Annotated in this window: 17 protein-coding genes; 15 read left to right on the top strand and 2 right to left on the bottom strand. The window is 62.9% G+C overall.

Annotated features, from left to right (window positions below; genetic code table 11):
* Positions 1-8: 8 nt before the first annotated feature.
* Complete coding sequence (locus tag AB4P96_RS22660; RefSeq protein ID WP_099549051.1) at positions 9-401, top strand: hypothetical protein; 393 nt, start codon at positions 9-11, stop codon at positions 399-401.
* A gap of 426 nt (positions 402-827) precedes the next feature.
* On the opposite strand, the gene AB4P96_RS22655 is transcribed toward AB4P96_RS22660, so the two are convergent.
* Positions 828-2,012 (bottom strand): MFS transporter, encoded by a 1,185-nt coding sequence (locus AB4P96_RS22655; protein WP_395600106.1) that lies wholly within the window; start codon positions 2,010-2,012, stop codon positions 828-830.
* A gap of 110 nt (positions 2,013-2,122) precedes the next feature.
* On the opposite strand from AB4P96_RS22655, the gene AB4P96_RS22650 reads away from it, so the two are divergent.
* Entirely contained in the window at positions 2,123-3,025 is a 903-nt protein-coding gene (locus AB4P96_RS22650) for a LysR family transcriptional regulator (RefSeq protein WP_395600105.1), read from the top strand.
* A gap of 121 nt (positions 3,026-3,146) precedes the next feature.
* On the opposite strand, the gene AB4P96_RS22645 is transcribed toward AB4P96_RS22650, so the two are convergent.
* Complete coding sequence (locus AB4P96_RS22645; RefSeq protein WP_099490001.1) at positions 3,147-3,422, bottom strand: DUF6124 family protein; 276 nt, start codon at positions 3,420-3,422, stop codon at positions 3,147-3,149.
* Between the two features lie 586 nt (positions 3,423-4,008).
* Here AB4P96_RS22645 and phnC point away from each other — a divergent pair.
* The 13 genes from phnC to phnP all read left to right on the top strand — a co-directional run bounded on the left by phnC (position 4,009) and on the right by phnP (position 14,449).
* Positions 4,009-4,842 carry a phosphonate ABC transporter ATP-binding protein gene (gene phnC / locus AB4P96_RS22640; protein ID WP_395600104.1) on the top strand — a complete coding sequence of 278 codons (834 nt, stop codon included), beginning with the start codon at positions 4,009-4,011 and terminating at the stop codon, positions 4,840-4,842.
* Between the two features lie 32 nt (positions 4,843-4,874).
* Complete coding sequence (phnD, locus tag AB4P96_RS22635; protein WP_099549047.1) at positions 4,875-5,876, top strand: phosphonate ABC transporter substrate-binding protein; 1,002 nt, start codon at positions 4,875-4,877, stop codon at positions 5,874-5,876.
* A gap of 147 nt (positions 5,877-6,023) precedes the next feature.
* Positions 6,024-6,806, top strand: a complete 783-nt coding sequence (gene phnE, locus AB4P96_RS22630) for a phosphonate ABC transporter, permease protein PhnE (protein WP_017136208.1) — start codon at positions 6,024-6,026, stop codon at positions 6,804-6,806.
* A 36-nt stretch (positions 6,807-6,842) separates the two neighbouring features.
* Positions 6,843-7,547, top strand: a complete 705-nt coding sequence (gene phnF, locus AB4P96_RS22625) for a phosphonate metabolism transcriptional regulator PhnF (RefSeq protein WP_177411817.1) — start codon at positions 6,843-6,845, stop codon at positions 7,545-7,547.
* Positions 7,548-7,550: 3 nt separating this feature from the next.
* The gene (phnG, locus tag AB4P96_RS22620) at positions 7,551-7,988 is read left to right on the top strand and encodes a phosphonate C-P lyase system protein PhnG (protein WP_099490085.1); all 438 of its coding nucleotides are present in this window, start codon (positions 7,551-7,553) and stop codon (positions 7,986-7,988) included.
* On the top strand, positions 7,988-8,578 hold the full coding sequence (gene phnH, locus AB4P96_RS22615) for a phosphonate C-P lyase system protein PhnH (RefSeq protein ID WP_017136211.1): 591 nt from the start codon (positions 7,988-7,990) through the stop codon (positions 8,576-8,578). Before phnG ends, phnH begins: the two co-directional genes overlap by 1 nt.
* On the top strand, positions 8,578-9,654 hold the full coding sequence (locus AB4P96_RS22610) for a carbon-phosphorus lyase complex subunit PhnI (RefSeq protein WP_099549045.1): 1,077 nt from the start codon (positions 8,578-8,580) through the stop codon (positions 9,652-9,654). The genes phnH and AB4P96_RS22610 overlap by 1 nt, the downstream gene beginning before the upstream one ends.
* Positions 9,647-10,513: an alpha-D-ribose 1-methylphosphonate 5-phosphate C-P-lyase PhnJ gene (locus tag AB4P96_RS22605; protein WP_099549044.1), complete on the top strand. Its 867-nt coding sequence runs from the start codon at positions 9,647-9,649 to the stop codon at positions 10,511-10,513. The genes AB4P96_RS22610 and AB4P96_RS22605 overlap by 8 nt, the downstream gene beginning before the upstream one ends.
* Entirely contained in the window at positions 10,474-11,283 is an 810-nt protein-coding gene (gene phnK, locus AB4P96_RS22600) for a phosphonate C-P lyase system protein PhnK (protein WP_395600997.1), read from the top strand. The genes AB4P96_RS22605 and phnK overlap by 40 nt, the downstream gene beginning before the upstream one ends.
* Positions 11,280-12,002, top strand: a complete 723-nt coding sequence (gene phnL, locus AB4P96_RS22595) for a phosphonate C-P lyase system protein PhnL (RefSeq protein ID WP_395600103.1) — start codon at positions 11,280-11,282, stop codon at positions 12,000-12,002. The genes phnK and phnL overlap by 4 nt, the downstream gene beginning before the upstream one ends.
* Positions 11,992-13,137, top strand: a complete 1,146-nt coding sequence (locus AB4P96_RS22590) for an alpha-D-ribose 1-methylphosphonate 5-triphosphate diphosphatase (RefSeq protein WP_169985725.1) — start codon at positions 11,992-11,994, stop codon at positions 13,135-13,137. Before phnL ends, AB4P96_RS22590 begins: the two co-directional genes overlap by 11 nt.
* Positions 13,137-13,709 carry a phosphonate metabolism protein/1,5-bisphosphokinase (PRPP-forming) PhnN gene (gene phnN, locus AB4P96_RS22585; protein WP_395600102.1) on the top strand — a complete coding sequence of 191 codons (573 nt, stop codon included), beginning with the start codon at positions 13,137-13,139 and terminating at the stop codon, positions 13,707-13,709. Before AB4P96_RS22590 ends, phnN begins: the two co-directional genes overlap by 1 nt.
* Positions 13,700-14,449 (top strand): phosphonate metabolism protein PhnP, encoded by a 750-nt coding sequence (gene phnP / locus AB4P96_RS22580; protein ID WP_395600101.1) that lies wholly within the window; start codon positions 13,700-13,702, stop codon positions 14,447-14,449. Before phnN ends, phnP begins: the two co-directional genes overlap by 10 nt.
* Positions 14,450-14,470 lie beyond the last annotated feature (21 nt).

The following is a 14,470-nucleotide window of genomic DNA, read 5'->3' as shown; positions in this document are numbered from 1 at the left end:
AAACGCCTATGACCGCATTTGCACGTATCACCTTGCTCAGCCTGGTATTGGGGCTGAGCGCTTGTGCGGTCCATCGGCCTCCCGCACCCACCGGCCCGACCATCCCACCGTCTGGCCCGTCGACCCAACCGGGCACCAAGCCTTCCGGCCCGGTAACACCGCCGCCGAAACCTGTGCCAAGCAAGTCGCCGACCTTCGCCCCTCCACCGGGCGCCGCCAGCCACTGGGACGGCAAGATGCAGGTGTATGTATTGGACGAACAGCCCGACACCTTCTACCGCCAGCGCACCTACTACCGCTGGAGCAACGGCTGGAGCCGCTCCATCAGCCCGAACGGGCCGTGGGAAGACACCGATGTGCACGGCGTGCCGCCGGGGTTGAGCAAGCAATACGCGCAATAACAAAAGGCGACCTTTGAAAGGTCGCCTTTTTTATTACTCAACTTGAAATGCAATCCACTGTGGGAGTTGGCTTGCCTGCGATAGCGGTGTATCAGCTACCCATCTGCCAACTGACCCACGGCTATCGCAGGCAAGCCAGCTCCCACAGTGGATCCCCTTTGATCGTTCGAATTTGATCGTTCCCACGCGCAGCAAAGGAATGCATGCGGTGACGCTCTGCGTCAGGCCCACTTGGGGACGCAGAGCGTCCCAGGCGGCATTCCCACGCAGAGCGTGGGAACGAGCATTACCTGACTTGAAACGCAATCCCCTGTGGGAGCTGGCTTGCCTGCGATAGCGGTACACCTGCTGGCTAGGTATTGCCTGGTCCACCGCTATCGCGGGCAAGCCCGCTCCCACAGTTTTGATCTCCATTTGATCTGAGATTTACGCCAGTTCTTGAATGCGGCGCGGCGCTCCGAGCCAGTGAATCACCCCAGCCACCACCCCCAACACCACCCCAAATTCCACAATCCCCACCCAACCAAACTGCGCCATCAACCACCCACTCACCGTCGCCCCAACCGCTCCACCCACAAACGTCGCGGTCATATACAAACTGTTAATCCGCCCCTGCGCCTTGAGGTCCACCGCAAACGCCCGCGTCTGATTGGCCACCAACCCGGCCTGCACACCGATATCCAGCACAACTACGCCCAGCACCAGCAAGATCAGCGAGGTCTGCGCCCCCGCCAGCAGCAAAAACGCCAAGGTCACAATCCCCACGCTGGCCCCGATCACCTTGCGACAACCCAGTTTGTCCGCCGCCCGGCCGCCATACGACGCCGCGAACGCACCCACCGCGCCGATAATCCCGAAACCACCGGCCCAGGCACTGCCCAGCTGCCACGGCCCATTGGCGAGCAACCCGGCCAAATTCACCCAAAACGCGTTGAAGCACGCCCACAACAACGCCTGCACCATCATTGATTGCCGAATCGGGCTGTTATCGCGCATCAACGGCCACAGTGAAGCCAGCAGGCTAGGGTAGGACAGGTTCGTACTCGGCACGCCCGGCGGCAGTAGCCTCGCCGCGATAAACCACACCGGGATCATGAACGCCGCCTCCATGGCGTACACCGCCCGCCAGCCATACGCCTCACCGACCACACCACTGATGGTGCGGCCGAGCAAAATCCCCAACATGATCCCGCTGACCACCGTGCCCACATTGCGCCCGCGTTCGTGGGGCTGCGACATCACTGCCGCAAAGGGCACCAGTTGCTGCGGAACGCAACACACCACGCCCAGCCCGAACGAGGCGCCGATCAACGCCCAGATACTCGGCGCAAAAGCCGCCGCCAAGGCAAAGCAGAACGCCAGCGCAATCTGCCCGAGTACCAGCTTGCGCCGATCAAAGCGGTCGCCCATGGGCAATAAAAACGCCAACCCGGTGGCAAACCCCAGCAAGGCCGCGCCTGCCACCAGGTTGACCGTCGACACTGCGACGCCCATGTCCGAGGCGATCAACGGCAGCACCGGCTGGGTGCAGTAAATGTTGGTGACCACCGCGCCGGCGATCACCGCCATCATGATGATCTTGCCTCGCGGCGGTGCATTCTCGGATGTCATGGCGTTTGCCTCATGTCGCTGGGGGATGAGTCGCCAACCTTACGCAGTCGCGTTTATGTCGATAATCCCCTAGGATCGGGAATCATCCTTCCAAAAATTGATAGGGCGTTATGAACCGTCTTGAATCGATGTCGGTGTTTGTTGCGGTGGTGGAGGCGGGCAGCCTGTCGGCGGCTGCGCGCCAGTTGGGCATGCCGCTGGCCACCGTCAGCCGTAAAGTCGCGGAACTGGAAGCTCACCTGAAATCCCGGCTGCTGCACCGCACCACGCGGCAGTTGTCGCTGACGGACGTGGGCGCTTCCTATCTGGCGGCGTGCCGGCGGATTCTCGAAGAGATCGGCGAAGCCGAACGGGCCGCCACCGGCGAATATGCCGTGCCCAAAGGCGAGCTCACGGTGACCGCGCCCATCGTGTTCGGGCGCCTGCATATCGTGCCGGTGGTGGCGGAGTTTCTGGCGCAGTACCCCGAGATCAGCGTCAACCTGGTGCTCACCGACCGCGTAGTACACCTGATGGAAGAACAGTGCGATGTGGCCGTGCGCATTGGTGACCTGCCGGACAGTTCGCTCAAGGCGCTGCAAGTCGGCACGGTGCGGCGGGTGGTGTGTGCCAGTCCTCATTATCTGCAAACCCATGGCGAACCGACCACGCCGCAGACGCTGACGGACCACAGTTGCATCACCTTTGAAGTGCTGTCCTCGGTGGGCGCGTGGGTGTTTGGGGCGGGTAAAGCGCAACAGAGCGTGCCCGTGCATTCGCGGCTGTCGGTGAACACCGCGGAAGCGGCGATTACGGCGGCAACGCTGGATGTTGGCGTGATTCGGGTGCTGTCGTATCAAGTGGCGGACGCAGTGCAAAAGGGTGATTTACAGGTGGTGCTGCAGCCCTACGAATCAGCGACGTTGCCGATCAGCTTGGTGCACAAAGGGCAGGCGCCATTGCCGCTGAAGGTGCGCGCCTTCCTGGATTTCGTCACCCCGCGACTGCGCGTGCGTGACGCAAATATCCCCTGATGTACGCACAACCAATGTGGGAGCTGGCTTGCCTGCGATACCGTTGGGTCAGTTGGCAGATGGGTAGCTGACACACCGCTATCACAGGCAAGCCAGCTCCCACACTAGATCGCCTCAGCCATCAGGCCACGGGACACTCCCGATTCAGCGCTTGATCCACCAACAATTGCGCAATCTCAACCATCTGCACCACTGCCAGCACCTGCTTGCGGCTTGATCCATCCAAGTGCTCGGCACAGTCGTAGGCACACACCGTCGCCGATTCCAGCATCTCGCTGGCATTGCTCAAGGCAACTTCGGTACTGAGGCCGGGGCGGACGGTGAAGATGAGGTTGGGTGGGGTTTGTGGGGTGTCATCCGAGGCGGATGGCGGAGGGTTAGGCGTGACTTTTTTCATGGTGAAGCTCCTATGAATGAGCACCTCCATCTCGCTACCACACGATGTAAGGAGGCGACTGTACACGGGGTGGTAGACCGGTCATAGAAACCCGGCAGGCCGAAGCCTCCCGTGCACAGCCGCCACAAAGCAGCCCGCACAAAAAAACGCCCGTAAGCGTTTTGGGGATCTATGAAAGAACCGGGCTACCACACCCGTTCGCTGATTTTGCAGCGACCCGCGAAGGTTAGCGGCGAGGTTGCTCGGACGCAACCTGAAAGATGTGTAGGGCAGGTCCCACAACTGACCACCCACCCTGTGGCGAGGGAGCTTGCTCCCGCTGGACTGCGCAGCAGTCCCAACCCAGCCACCTTCGATCCACCTGACACACCGCGTCCGTCGTTTTTTGGGGCCGCTTCGCAGCCCAGCGGGAGCAAGCTCCCTCGCCACAGGGGATTGCAGTGGCTTTGCAACCTTTCACAAAACCTTCATCAAACCGCCCCCCGCCAGTCATGTGCAAGTAATAGCACTGACACCTCCCGCGCCTACTGTCGTTTGAACTCAACCGCAGCCCTTGTGTGGCTGTTCAAACCAGACAGAGAAGCCCATGACTCACGCTATCCATGTCGATCACTTGAACAAGACCTTTGCGAAGAAGTCCGCATTGGTCGACCTCGAACTCACCATTGCCGCAGGTGAGATGGTCGCGCTGATTGGCGCTTCCGGTTCCGGCAAGTCCACGTTGTTGCGCCATTTGGCGGGCCTGGCCTGTTGCGACAAGAGCAACGGTGGCAGCGTCAAGGTGTTGGGCCGGGAGGTGCAGGCCAGTGGGCGCTTGAATGGCAAGGTGCGGCGGTTGCGCGCAGACATCGGCTACATCTTCCAGCAGTTCAACCTGGTCAACCGCCTGAGCGTGCTCGACAACGTATTGCTCGGCTGCCTGGGCCGCATGCCACGCTGGCGCGGCAACCTCGGTTTGTTCAATGCCGAGGAAAAAGCCTTTGCCCTCGAATCCCTCGCCCGCGTGGGCTTGGCCGACCTGGCCGGGCAGCGTGCTTCGACCTTGTCCGGCGGCCAGCAGCAGCGCGTGGCGATTGCCCGTGCATTGACCCAGCGCGCCGAAGTGATCCTCGCCGATGAGCCTATTGCCTCGCTGGACCCGGAGTCGGCGCGCAAGGTCATGGAGATCCTCGCCGACATCAACCGCCGCGACGGCAAGACCGTGGTGGTGACCCTGCATCAAGTCGATTACGCCATGCGTTATTGCCCGCGTGCCGTGGCCCTTAAAGGCGGCCGCATTCATTTCGACGGGCAGGGCAGCGCCATGAGCAGCCAGTTCCTCAACGATTTGTACGGTGCCGACATCGACATCAGCCTGATGTTTTCCGACCACACCCGCACAGCCGTCGCCACGCCTCGGCTGGCCATGGCGCGCGCTTGAAACCCTACTCACGACCCACAGGAATCCCGTCCATGTTGAACCGTATCGGCCAAGTGTTTCTGTCTGCGGTGTTGCTGGCCGGCGCCGCCATGGGCACTGCCCAGGCCGCCGACAAAGCCATCAACTTCGGCATCATGTCCACCGAGTCTTCGCAGAACCTCAAGAGCATCTGGCAGCCGTTTTTGGATGACATGCACAAGAAAACAGGCCTGACCATCAACGCCACCTTCGCCTCCGACTACGCCGGTTTGATCCAGGGCATGCGCTTTAACAAGGTCGACGTGGCCTGGCTGGGCAACAAGGCGGCGATGGAAGCGGTGGACCGTTCCAACGGCGAGATCTTCGCCCAGACCGCCGCCGCCAACGGCGCCGCCGGTTACTGGAGCGTGCTGATCGTGCGCAAGGACAGCCCGATCAACAACGTCGACGACATGCTCAAGAACGCCAAGAACCTGACCTTCGGCAACGGTGACCCGAACTCCACCTCGGGCTACCTGGTGCCGGGCTACTACGTGTTCGCCAAGAACCATGTGGATGCCGCCACCGCGTTCAAACGCACGCTCAACTCCAGCCATGAAGTCAACGCACTCAGCGTGGCCAAGGGGCAGTTGGACGTGGCCACCTTCAACACCGAAAGCTGGGACCGCCTGGAAGTCACCCAGCCGGACAAAGCCGCAATGCTCAAGGTGATCTGGAAATCGCCGCTGATTCCGGCCGACCCGATGGTGTGGAGCAAGGCGCTGACGGACAGCGAGAAAACCAAGATCCGTGATTTCTTCGCCCACTACGGCGACACCGATGAAGAGAAGGCGGTGTTGAAGAACATGCAACTGGGCAAGTTCCTCGCCTCCAACGACGACCAGCTCTTGCCGATCCGCCAACTGGAGCTGTTCAAGCAGCGCACCACCATCAGTGCCGACAACAAGCTTGAGGCAGCCGACAAGGCCAAGAAGCTCGCCGACATCGATGCTGACCTGGCCAAGCTGCAACAGCGCATCTCCGAGCTGGACAAGAAAACTGCGGCAAACGGCTAACCCCAGTAGGAACCGGCTTTTGTGGCGAGGGAGCTTGCTCCCGCTGGGGTGCGAAGCACCCCAATAGCTGGCGACTGTTTCGCAGTCGAACGGGAGCAAGCTCCCTCGCCACAGAAAGCACACCTCACAACAACTGAGAGTGAACCCATGACTACCTTACACGCTGAAGCCGTCGGCAAGCGCACCTGGCCGCAATACCTCGGCTGGGGCCTGTTCCTGGTCCTGTTGGCCTGGGCCTGGCACGGCGCCGAGATGAACCCGCTGGCGCTGTACCGCGATTCCGGAAACATGGCGACCTTCGCCGCCGACTTCTTCCCGCCCGACTTCCACGAATGGCGCTCCTACCTCAAGGAGATGATCGTCACCGTACAAATCGCCCTGTGGGGCACGGTGCTGGCCATCGTCTGCTCGGTGCCGCTGGGCATCTTGTGCGCCGACAACATCACCCCGTGGTGGGTCCACCAACCGCTGCGCCGCGTGATGGATGCCTTCCGCTCCATCAATGAAATGGTGTTCGCGATGTTGTTCGTGGTCGCCGTCGGCCTCGGTCCGTTTGCCGGTGTATTGGCCTTGTGGATCAGCACCACCGGCGTGCTCGCCAAGCTGTTTGCCGAAGCCGTCGAGGCCATCGACCCCGGCCCGGTAGAAGGCGTGCGAGCCACCGGCGCGAGTGCTTTGCAGGAGGTGATCTACGGCGTGATCCCGCAAGTGATGCCGCTGTGGGTGAGCTACGCGCTGTACCGCTTCGAAGCCAATGTGCGCTCGGCCACCGTAGTGGGCATGGTCGGCGCCGGCGGGATCGGCGTGATCCTCTGGGAAAACATCCGCGCTTTCCAGTTCGTACAGACCTGCGCGGTGCTGCTGGTGATCATCGTGGTGGTGAGCTGTATCGACGTGCTGTCCCAACGCCTGCGCAAGCAGTTCATCTGACGCCGGAGGGGTGCCCGCGCGGCGCTTTTTTTAAGCATGCAGTTGTCTAGACAAGATGAGCCGGTGTACCGCGAACTCGCGGATATCCTGCGCCGTGAATTGAGCAGCTACCAGGCCGGTGACTTCCTGCCCGGCGAGGTGCACATGGCCGAGCGCTTTGGCGTCAACCGCCACACCTTGCGCCGCGCCATCGACGAGTTGGTGTTCGAAGGCAGCCTGCTGCGCCGTCAGGGCAAGGGCACTCAAGTGCTCGACCGCCCGCTGATTTACTCGATGGGCGCCGAGACCTCCTACAGCCAATCGCTGTCGGCCCAGGGCGTCGGCGTGCAGGCGGTGTTGCTCAAGCGCCGCTATTGCTACGCCAGCCGCGACGAAGCCCTGCATTTGGGCATCGCCGAGATGGCCCCGATGATAGAGCTGCAAACCCTGCGCAAGCTCGACCACCAGCCCGTCAGCCTGATCCGCCATCGCTACTGCGCCAGCCGTGCGCCGTTGCTGGCGGATTACACCGGCGGCTCCCTGCGCCAGTACCTGCGTGAACGAGCGCTGCCGCTGACCCGCACCCAAAGCCTGATCGGTGCGCGTTTGCCCAACCGTGATGAAGCCGCGCTGCTGATGATGCCTCGGCACTTGCCGGCCCTCACGGTGTTTACCCTTTCCTGCGATCGCGATGGCCGCCCGGTGGAGCTGGCGCAGTCCACCAGCCGTTCGGATCGCTTCCAGTACCAAGTGGTGACTTGAATGATGAGTGTGTCCCCGCGACAACATTGGATCGGCGTATTAGCCCGCGCCCAGCTCAATGAACTGCAACCCTTTGAGGCCGCGTTGAAAGACGCCGAGTACCAACTGATCCGCGCCCCGGAAATCGGCATGACCCTGGTACGCGGGCGCATGGGCGGTGACGGCGCAGCCTTCAACGTCGGTGAAATGAGCGTGACCCGCTGCGTGGTGCGCCTGGCCGACGGCCGTACCGGCTACAGCTACCTGGCCGGGCGCGACAAGCTGCATGCCGAGTTGGCCGCGTTGGCCGATGCCCATCTGCAAGGCACGCAACCGAGCCTGTGGCTCAGCGACTTGATCACCTCCCTGGCCACTGCCCAAGCCAAACGCCGCGCCGAAAAAGAAGCCGACACCGCTGCCACCAAGGTCGAGTTCTTCACCTTGGTGCGAGGAGAAAACTGATGAACGCTCAACTGTTGCAACCGGCGTTTGTCGAGCCGGTGCTGGATGCCCAACGCGGCTTTCGTGCGGCCCTCAAGGCGTTGGCCGAACCCGGTTTGATCCAGCATCTGCCGTCCGCGCCACGCCTCGACGGCCTGGCGCCCGCCACCTACGCGCTGTGCCTGGCCCTGCTGGATATGGACACGCCGCTGTGGCTGGCGCCGAGCTTCGACACGCCGCTGATCCGCGCCAACCTGGCCTTCCACTGCGGTTGCCCGCTCACCGATAAACGCGAAGACGCGGTGTTCGCGCTGCTCGGCGAGCAAGACCTGCTCGACCTCGGCGGCTTCGACCACGGCAACGACCGTTACCCGGATCAGTCCTGCACCTTGCTGGTTCAACTTACCGACCTGGAGTCCGGTCGCGGCCTGCACTGGCGCGGCCCAGGGATCAAAACCCAGCGCCTGGTCAACCTGCCGGTGCCGCAAGCCTTCTGGCAAGAGCGCCAACGCCGCGAAGCCTTCCCGCGTGGTCTGGACCTGGTGTTCACCGCCGGCCACCACCTGATCGGCCTGCCGCGCAGCAGCCGTATTGCACAGGAGCACGCCTGATGTACGTAGCCGTCAAAGGTGGCGAACAGGCCATCGACAATGCCCACCGCCTGCTGGCAAAAAAACGTCGGGGCGATACCGCCATTCCTGAACTCAGCGTGAGGCAAATCCGCGAGCAATTGCCGCTGGCGGTGGCGCGGGTGATGACCGAAGGCTCGTTGTTCGACGAAGAGCTGGCTGCGCTGGCGATCAAGCAGTCAGCAGGGGATTTGGTCGAGGCGATCTTCCTGCTGCGCGCCTACCGCACCACGCTGCCGCGCTTCAGCCCGAGCCTGCCGATTGATACGTCGCAGATGTGCTTGAGCCGACGTTTGTCGGCCACCTTCAAGGACGTGCCCGGTGGTCAACTGCTCGGCCCGACCTTCGACTACACCCACCGTCTGCTGGATTTTTCGCTGCTGGCCGAAGGTCAATACCCAGGCCCACAGACCACGGCGGACGCGCAGATTGACGCCTGCCCACGGGTGCTCGGTTTGCTCGCCAAAGAAGGCTTGATCAAAAACGAAGCCGACGACAACGCCAGCGTTGCCGACATCACCCGCGACCCGTTGGAATACCCGGCCAGCCGTGCCGAGCGCCTGCAAGCCCTGGCCCGTGGCGACGAAGGTTTTCTGCTGGCGCTGGGCTACTCGACCCAACGCGGTTACGGCCGCAACCACCCGTTTGCCGGTGAGATTCGCATCGGCGACGTCGAAGTGTGGATCGACCCCGAAGAGTTGGGCTTTCCCATCTGCCTGGGCAGCATCGAAGTCACCGAGTGCGAGATGGTCAACCAATTCGTCGGCTCGGCCACTGAGCTGGCGCAGTTCACCCGTGGTTACGGCCTGGCGTTCGGGCATGCCGAGCGCAAGGCCATGGGCATGGCGCTGGTCGACCGCTCGCTGCGCGCCGGGGAATACAACGAAGAAGTCGTCTCACCGGCCCAACGCGAAGAGTTTGTGCTGGCCCATTGCGACAACGTCGAGGCGGCGGGGTTTGTTTCGCACCTCAAATTGCCTCACTACGTGGACTTCCAGTCCGAGCTGGAACTGATCCGCAAACTGCGCCAACCGGCCGAGGGCAACCGCCATGAATGACTTGACCCTACCGGCTGTGCGCGACCCGGCGTACAACTTCGCCTACCTCGACGAACAGACCAAACGCATGATCCGCCGCGCCTTGCTCAAGGCCGTGGCGATTCCCGGTTACCAAGTGCCGTTTGGCGGCCGCGAAATGCCGTTGCCTTACGGCTGGGGCACCGGCGGCATGCAATTGACCGCCGCGATCCTCGGTGATGATGACGTGCTCAAGGTGATCGACCAGGGCGCCGACGACACCACCAATGCCGTGTCGATCCGGCGCTTTTTCGCCCGCACGGCGGGGGTTGCCACCACCGAAGCGACGCCCGACGCCAGCGTGATCCAGACCCGCCACCGCATCCCGGAAACGGCGCTGCAGGCCGGTCAGATCATGGTTTACCAGGTGCCGATCCCCGAGCCGCTGCGCTTTATCGAACCCTCGGAAACCGAGACCCGCACCATGCACGCCCTCAATGACTACGGGGTGATGCACGTCAAACTCTACGAAGACATCGCCACCTTCGGCCATATCGCCACCAGCTACGCCTACCCGGTGATGGTCGATGAGCGCTACGTGATGGACCCGTCGCCGATCCCCAAATTCGACAACCCCAAACTCGACATGAGCCCGGCGCTGATGCTGTTCGGCGCCGGTCGCGAAAAGCGCCTGTACGCGGTGCCGCCGTACACCCAGGTCACCAGCCTGGACTTCGAAGACCATCCGTTCGAAGTGCAGCAGTGGGAACACAACTGCGCCATCTGCGGCAGCCACGACTCCTTCCTCGACGAGCTGATTCTCGACGACGCGGGAACCCAGAGTTTTGTGTGTTCCGACACCTGGTATTGCGCCCAACGGGTCAAGGAGAACAACCAGTGAGCCAGCCTTTGCTTGAAGTACGTGACCTGTCGTTGCTTTACGGCCCGGAGAAGGGCTGCCAGGGCGTCAGCTTTGATCTTTACCCGGGTGAAGTGCTGGGGATTGTCGGCGAATCCGGCTCAGGTAAATCCACCTTGCTCTCGCTGCTGAGCGGGCGTTTGCCGCCGCAAGCCGGCAGCATCGGCTACCGCAGCAAGGACGGCGAATGGCTGGATTTGTACAGCGCCAGCGAAGCCGAGCGCCGCACCTTGCTGCGCACCGAATGGGGCTTTGTCGAGCAGAACCCACGGGACGGCCTGCGCATGGGCGTTTCGGCCGGTGCCAACATCGGCGAACGCCTGATGGCCCAAGGCGTGCGCAACTACGCGCAACTGCGCGGCGCCGGTCTGGATTGGCTCGGCCAGGTGGAAATCGACCCGCAGCGCATCGACGACTTGCCGCGCACCTTCTCGGGCGGCATGCAGCAGCGCCTGCAAATCGCCCGCAACCTCGTCTCCAGCCCGCGCCTGGTATTCATGGACGAACCCACCGGCGGCCTGGATGTGTCGGTGCAAGCGCGCCTGCTCGACCTGTTGCGCGGCCTGGTACGTGAGCTGGATCTGGCGGTGGTGATCGTCACCCACGACCTGGCCGTTGCGCGTTTGCTCGCCGACCGCCTGATGGTGATGCGCCGCTCCCATGTGGTGGAAACCGGGCTCACTGACCAGATCCTCGACGATCCACAGCACCCTTACTCTCAACTGCTGGTGTCTTCGGTATTGCAGCCATGACAAATGCCTTGATCGAGGTCCGTGACCTCTCGAAAACCTTCACCCTGCATCAGCAACACGGCGTGGTGCTTAACGTGTTGCGCGGTGTGGCGTTCAGTGTGCAGGGCGGTGAGTGCCTGGTGCTGCATGGCCAGTCCGGCGCGGGTAAAAGCACCTTGCTGCGCACCCTGTACGGCAACTACCTGCCGGCGGGCGGCAGCATCCGTGTGCAGCATGCCGGTGAGTGGCTGGAGCTGGTCGGCGCCGAGCCGCGTGACATTCTTCAGGTGCGTCAGCAGACCCTCGGTTACGTCAGCCAGTTTCTGCGCGTCATCCCCCGCGTGGCCTGCCTGGACGTGGTGATGGAGCCGGCCCTGGCGCGTGGCTGGGCCAAGGCCGATGCGCAAGCCCGCGCCGAACAGTTGCTTACGCGTCTGAACATCCCGCAGCGCTTGTGGCAACTGGCGCCCGGCACTTTCTCCGGTGGTGAGCAACAGCGCGTCAACATCGCCCGTGGCTTCATGGTCGCCTGGCCGGTAATGTTGCTGGACGAACCTACCGCGTCCCTGGACGACAACAACCGCCAGGTGGTGCTGGAACTGATGAACGAAGCCAAGGCCGCCGGCGCGGCGCTGATCGGCATCTTCCACGACCGCGCCGCCCGTGAAGCGGTCGCCGACCGCCATTTCGACATGACCCCTGCAGCCGTTGCCGAAGAGGAATACGCCCATGCCCGCTGAACAGATCCTCACCCATGCCCAGGTCGTCACGGCGGAGCGCATGTTCCTGGGCACGGTGGTGCTGCGCGACGGCAAGATTGTCGACATCGCCGAAGGCCGCAGCCAGTTGCCCCAGGCTCAGGACCTGGGCGGCGATTGCCTGCTGCCGGGCCTGGTAGAGCTGCATACCGACAACCTGGAAAAACACATGACCCCGCGCCCAGGCGTGGATTGGCCGTCGATCTCGGCGGTGCTCAGCCATGATGCGCAAATCATCGCGGCGGGGATCACTACAGTGTTCGACGCGGTGTCCATCGGCGATGTGAACCCCAAGGGCAACCGCATGAAAAAGCTGCCGGCGATGCTCGACGCGATCGCCCAGGCTGAAGACGCCGGCTTGACCCGCGCCGAACACCACCTGCACCTGCGCTGCGAGCTGTGCCACCCGGACACCCTCAGCGTGTTCCGCGACCTGGTGGAAAACCCGCTGGTGCGCCTGGTGTCGGTGATGGACCATTCGCCGGGCCAGCGACAGTTCGTGCTCGAATCCAAGTACCGTGAGTACTACATGGGCAAGTACCACCTCAACGACGAAACCATGGACGCGTTTATCGTGCTGCAAATGGCCAATTCCAAGCAATACAGCGACCGCTATCGCGCCGCCATTGTTGCGCATTGCCTGGAACGCGGCCTGTCGGTGGCCAGCCATGACGACGCGACGCTGGCGCATGTGGAGGAGTCGGCGGGCTATGGCATGACCATTGCTGAATTCCCCACCACGCTTGAGGCGGCCAAGGGCTGCCAGGCGCTGAACATGAAAGTGCTGATGGGCGCGCCGAACGTGGTGCGCGGCGGGTCGCACTCGGGTAATGTGGCCGCCGCCGGCCTGGCTGCCGAGGGATTGCTGGATATACTTTCCAGTGACTACTACCCGGCCAGCCTGTTGCAGGCGGCCTTTGTGCTGGCCGATCAACAGGACGGCGGCGACCTGTCGCGGGCCGTCAAGATGATCAGCCTGGCGCCTGCACAAGCGGCGGGCCTCAATGATCGCGGTGAAATTGCCATTGGCCTGCGGGCGGATTTGGTGCAAGCCCGCCGCTGCGAGGGGCTTCCTGTGGTGCAACAAGTCTGGCGACAAGCGAAGAGGGTGTTTTGATGGCAGGCAGGTTGATCTATCTCATCGGGCCATCCGGTTCGGGCAAGGACAGCCTGCTGGATGCCGCACGCCCACGCTTGGCCGAGCGCGGCTGCCGCATTGTGCGCCGGGTGATCACCCGCTCGCCGGAAGCGGTGGGCGAGGCCGCACAAGGGGTGAGCCCGGAACAGTTCGCCGCGATGCAGGCCGAGGGCGCGTTTGCCCTCAGTTGGCAGGCTAATGGGTTGTGGTATGGCATTCCCAAGGCCATCGACGAATGGCTGGCGGCGGGGGACGATGTGCTGGTCAATGGTTCGCGTGCGCACCTGGCGCAAACCCGCGAGCGCTATCCGAGCTTGATGGTATTGCTGTTGACGGTGGATCAGGCCGTATTGCGCCAGCGCCTGACGGCGCGCGGGCGCGAGTCCCAGGCCGATATCGAGGAACGCCTGGCGCGCAATGCGCGGTTCACCGCCGATTTGATCGCGGGTAATGGCGCCGGGTTGTTTGTGCTCGACAATTCCGGCCCGCTGGAAAACACCGTCGAGCGCTTGCTGTGCTGCCTCGATCACGGGCACACGGCATGCGCCTGACCTTACTGGGCACCGGTGATGCGCGGCAGGTTCCGGTGTATGGCTGCGAGTGCGCGGCGTGCGGTCTGGCGCGCAGTGACGCCAGCCTGCGCCGCCGCCCGTGCAGCGCGTTGATCGAGTGCGGCGAGCAGCGCTGGTTGATCGACAGCGGCTTGCCCGACCTCTGCGAACGCTTCCCGCCACGCAGCTTCAACGGGATTTTGCAGACGCACTATCACGCCGATCATGCGCAGGGTTTGTTGCACCTGCGCTGGGGCCAGGGCTTGATCATTCCGGTACACGGCCCCGCCGACTCGGAGGGTTTGTCCGACCTTTACAAACATCCGGGCATTCTCGATTTCAGCCAGCCGTTTGCCGAGTTTGAAACACGGCAGTTTGGTGAGCTGAGCGTCACTGCATTGCCGTTGCAACATTCAAAACCGACCTTGGGTTATCTGCTGGAAGGCGAGGGGCGGCGCATCGCCTACCTCACCGACACGGTGGGTTTGCCGCCGGCCACGTTGGCCTGGTTGCAACGGGAGCCGTTGGACGTGTTGGTACTCGACTGCTCCATGCCGCCGCAGCCGCAAGCGCCGCGTAACCACAATGACCTGACGTTGGCGTTGCAGAGCATTGAGGAGACGGGTGCGAAATTGGGCGTTTTGACCCATGTGGGGCACACCTTGGATACGTGGCTACTGGAGCACCGACGCGAGTTGCCACGGCATGTGACGGTGGCCTGGGATGGCCGGATTATTTGAACACCGCATAACCCTGTGGGA

Source organism: Pseudomonas sp. B19125, from assembly GCF_044218855.1.
Lineage (GTDB): Bacteria > Pseudomonadota > Gammaproteobacteria > Pseudomonadales > Pseudomonadaceae > Aquipseudomonas > Aquipseudomonas edaphica.
This window is presented reverse-complemented; position numbering and strand designations above follow the sequence as displayed.

Bases quoted from the DNA above. Each gene is read 5' to 3' on its own strand.
- phnN (WP_395600102.1), top strand. From the start codon at position 13,137: ATGGCAGGCAGGTTGATCTATCTCATCGGGCCATCCGGTTCGGGCAAG.
- AB4P96_RS22645 (WP_099490001.1), bottom strand. From the start codon at position 3,422: ATGAAAAAAGTCACGCCTAACCCTCCGCCATCCGCCTCGGATGACACC.
- phnH (WP_017136211.1), top strand. From the start codon at position 7,988: ATGAACGCTCAACTGTTGCAACCGGCGTTTGTCGAGCCGGTGCTGGAT.
- AB4P96_RS22590 (WP_169985725.1), top strand. From the start codon at position 11,992: ATGCCCGCTGAACAGATCCTCACCCATGCCCAGGTCGTCACGGCGGAG.
- phnD (WP_099549047.1), top strand. From the start codon at position 4,875: ATGTTGAACCGTATCGGCCAAGTGTTTCTGTCTGCGGTGTTGCTGGCC.
- phnC (WP_395600104.1), top strand. From the start codon at position 4,009: ATGACTCACGCTATCCATGTCGATCACTTGAACAAGACCTTTGCGAAG.
- AB4P96_RS22610 (WP_099549045.1), top strand. From the start codon at position 8,578: ATGTACGTAGCCGTCAAAGGTGGCGAACAGGCCATCGACAATGCCCAC.
- AB4P96_RS22605 (WP_099549044.1), top strand. From the start codon at position 9,647: ATGAATGACTTGACCCTACCGGCTGTGCGCGACCCGGCGTACAACTTC.
- AB4P96_RS22650 (WP_395600105.1), top strand. From the start codon at position 2,123: ATGAACCGTCTTGAATCGATGTCGGTGTTTGTTGCGGTGGTGGAGGCG.
- phnL (WP_395600103.1), top strand. From the start codon at position 11,280: ATGACAAATGCCTTGATCGAGGTCCGTGACCTCTCGAAAACCTTCACC.
- phnF (WP_177411817.1), top strand. From the start codon at position 6,843: ATGCAGTTGTCTAGACAAGATGAGCCGGTGTACCGCGAACTCGCGGAT.
- phnE (WP_017136208.1), top strand. From the start codon at position 6,024: ATGACTACCTTACACGCTGAAGCCGTCGGCAAGCGCACCTGGCCGCAA.
- AB4P96_RS22660 (WP_099549051.1), top strand. From the start codon at position 9: ATGACCGCATTTGCACGTATCACCTTGCTCAGCCTGGTATTGGGGCTG.
- AB4P96_RS22655 (WP_395600106.1), bottom strand. From the start codon at position 2,012: ATGACATCCGAGAATGCACCGCCGCGAGGCAAGATCATCATGATGGCG.
- phnG (WP_099490085.1), top strand. From the start codon at position 7,551: ATGAGTGTGTCCCCGCGACAACATTGGATCGGCGTATTAGCCCGCGCC.
- phnP (WP_395600101.1), top strand. From the start codon at position 13,700: ATGCGCCTGACCTTACTGGGCACCGGTGATGCGCGGCAGGTTCCGGTG.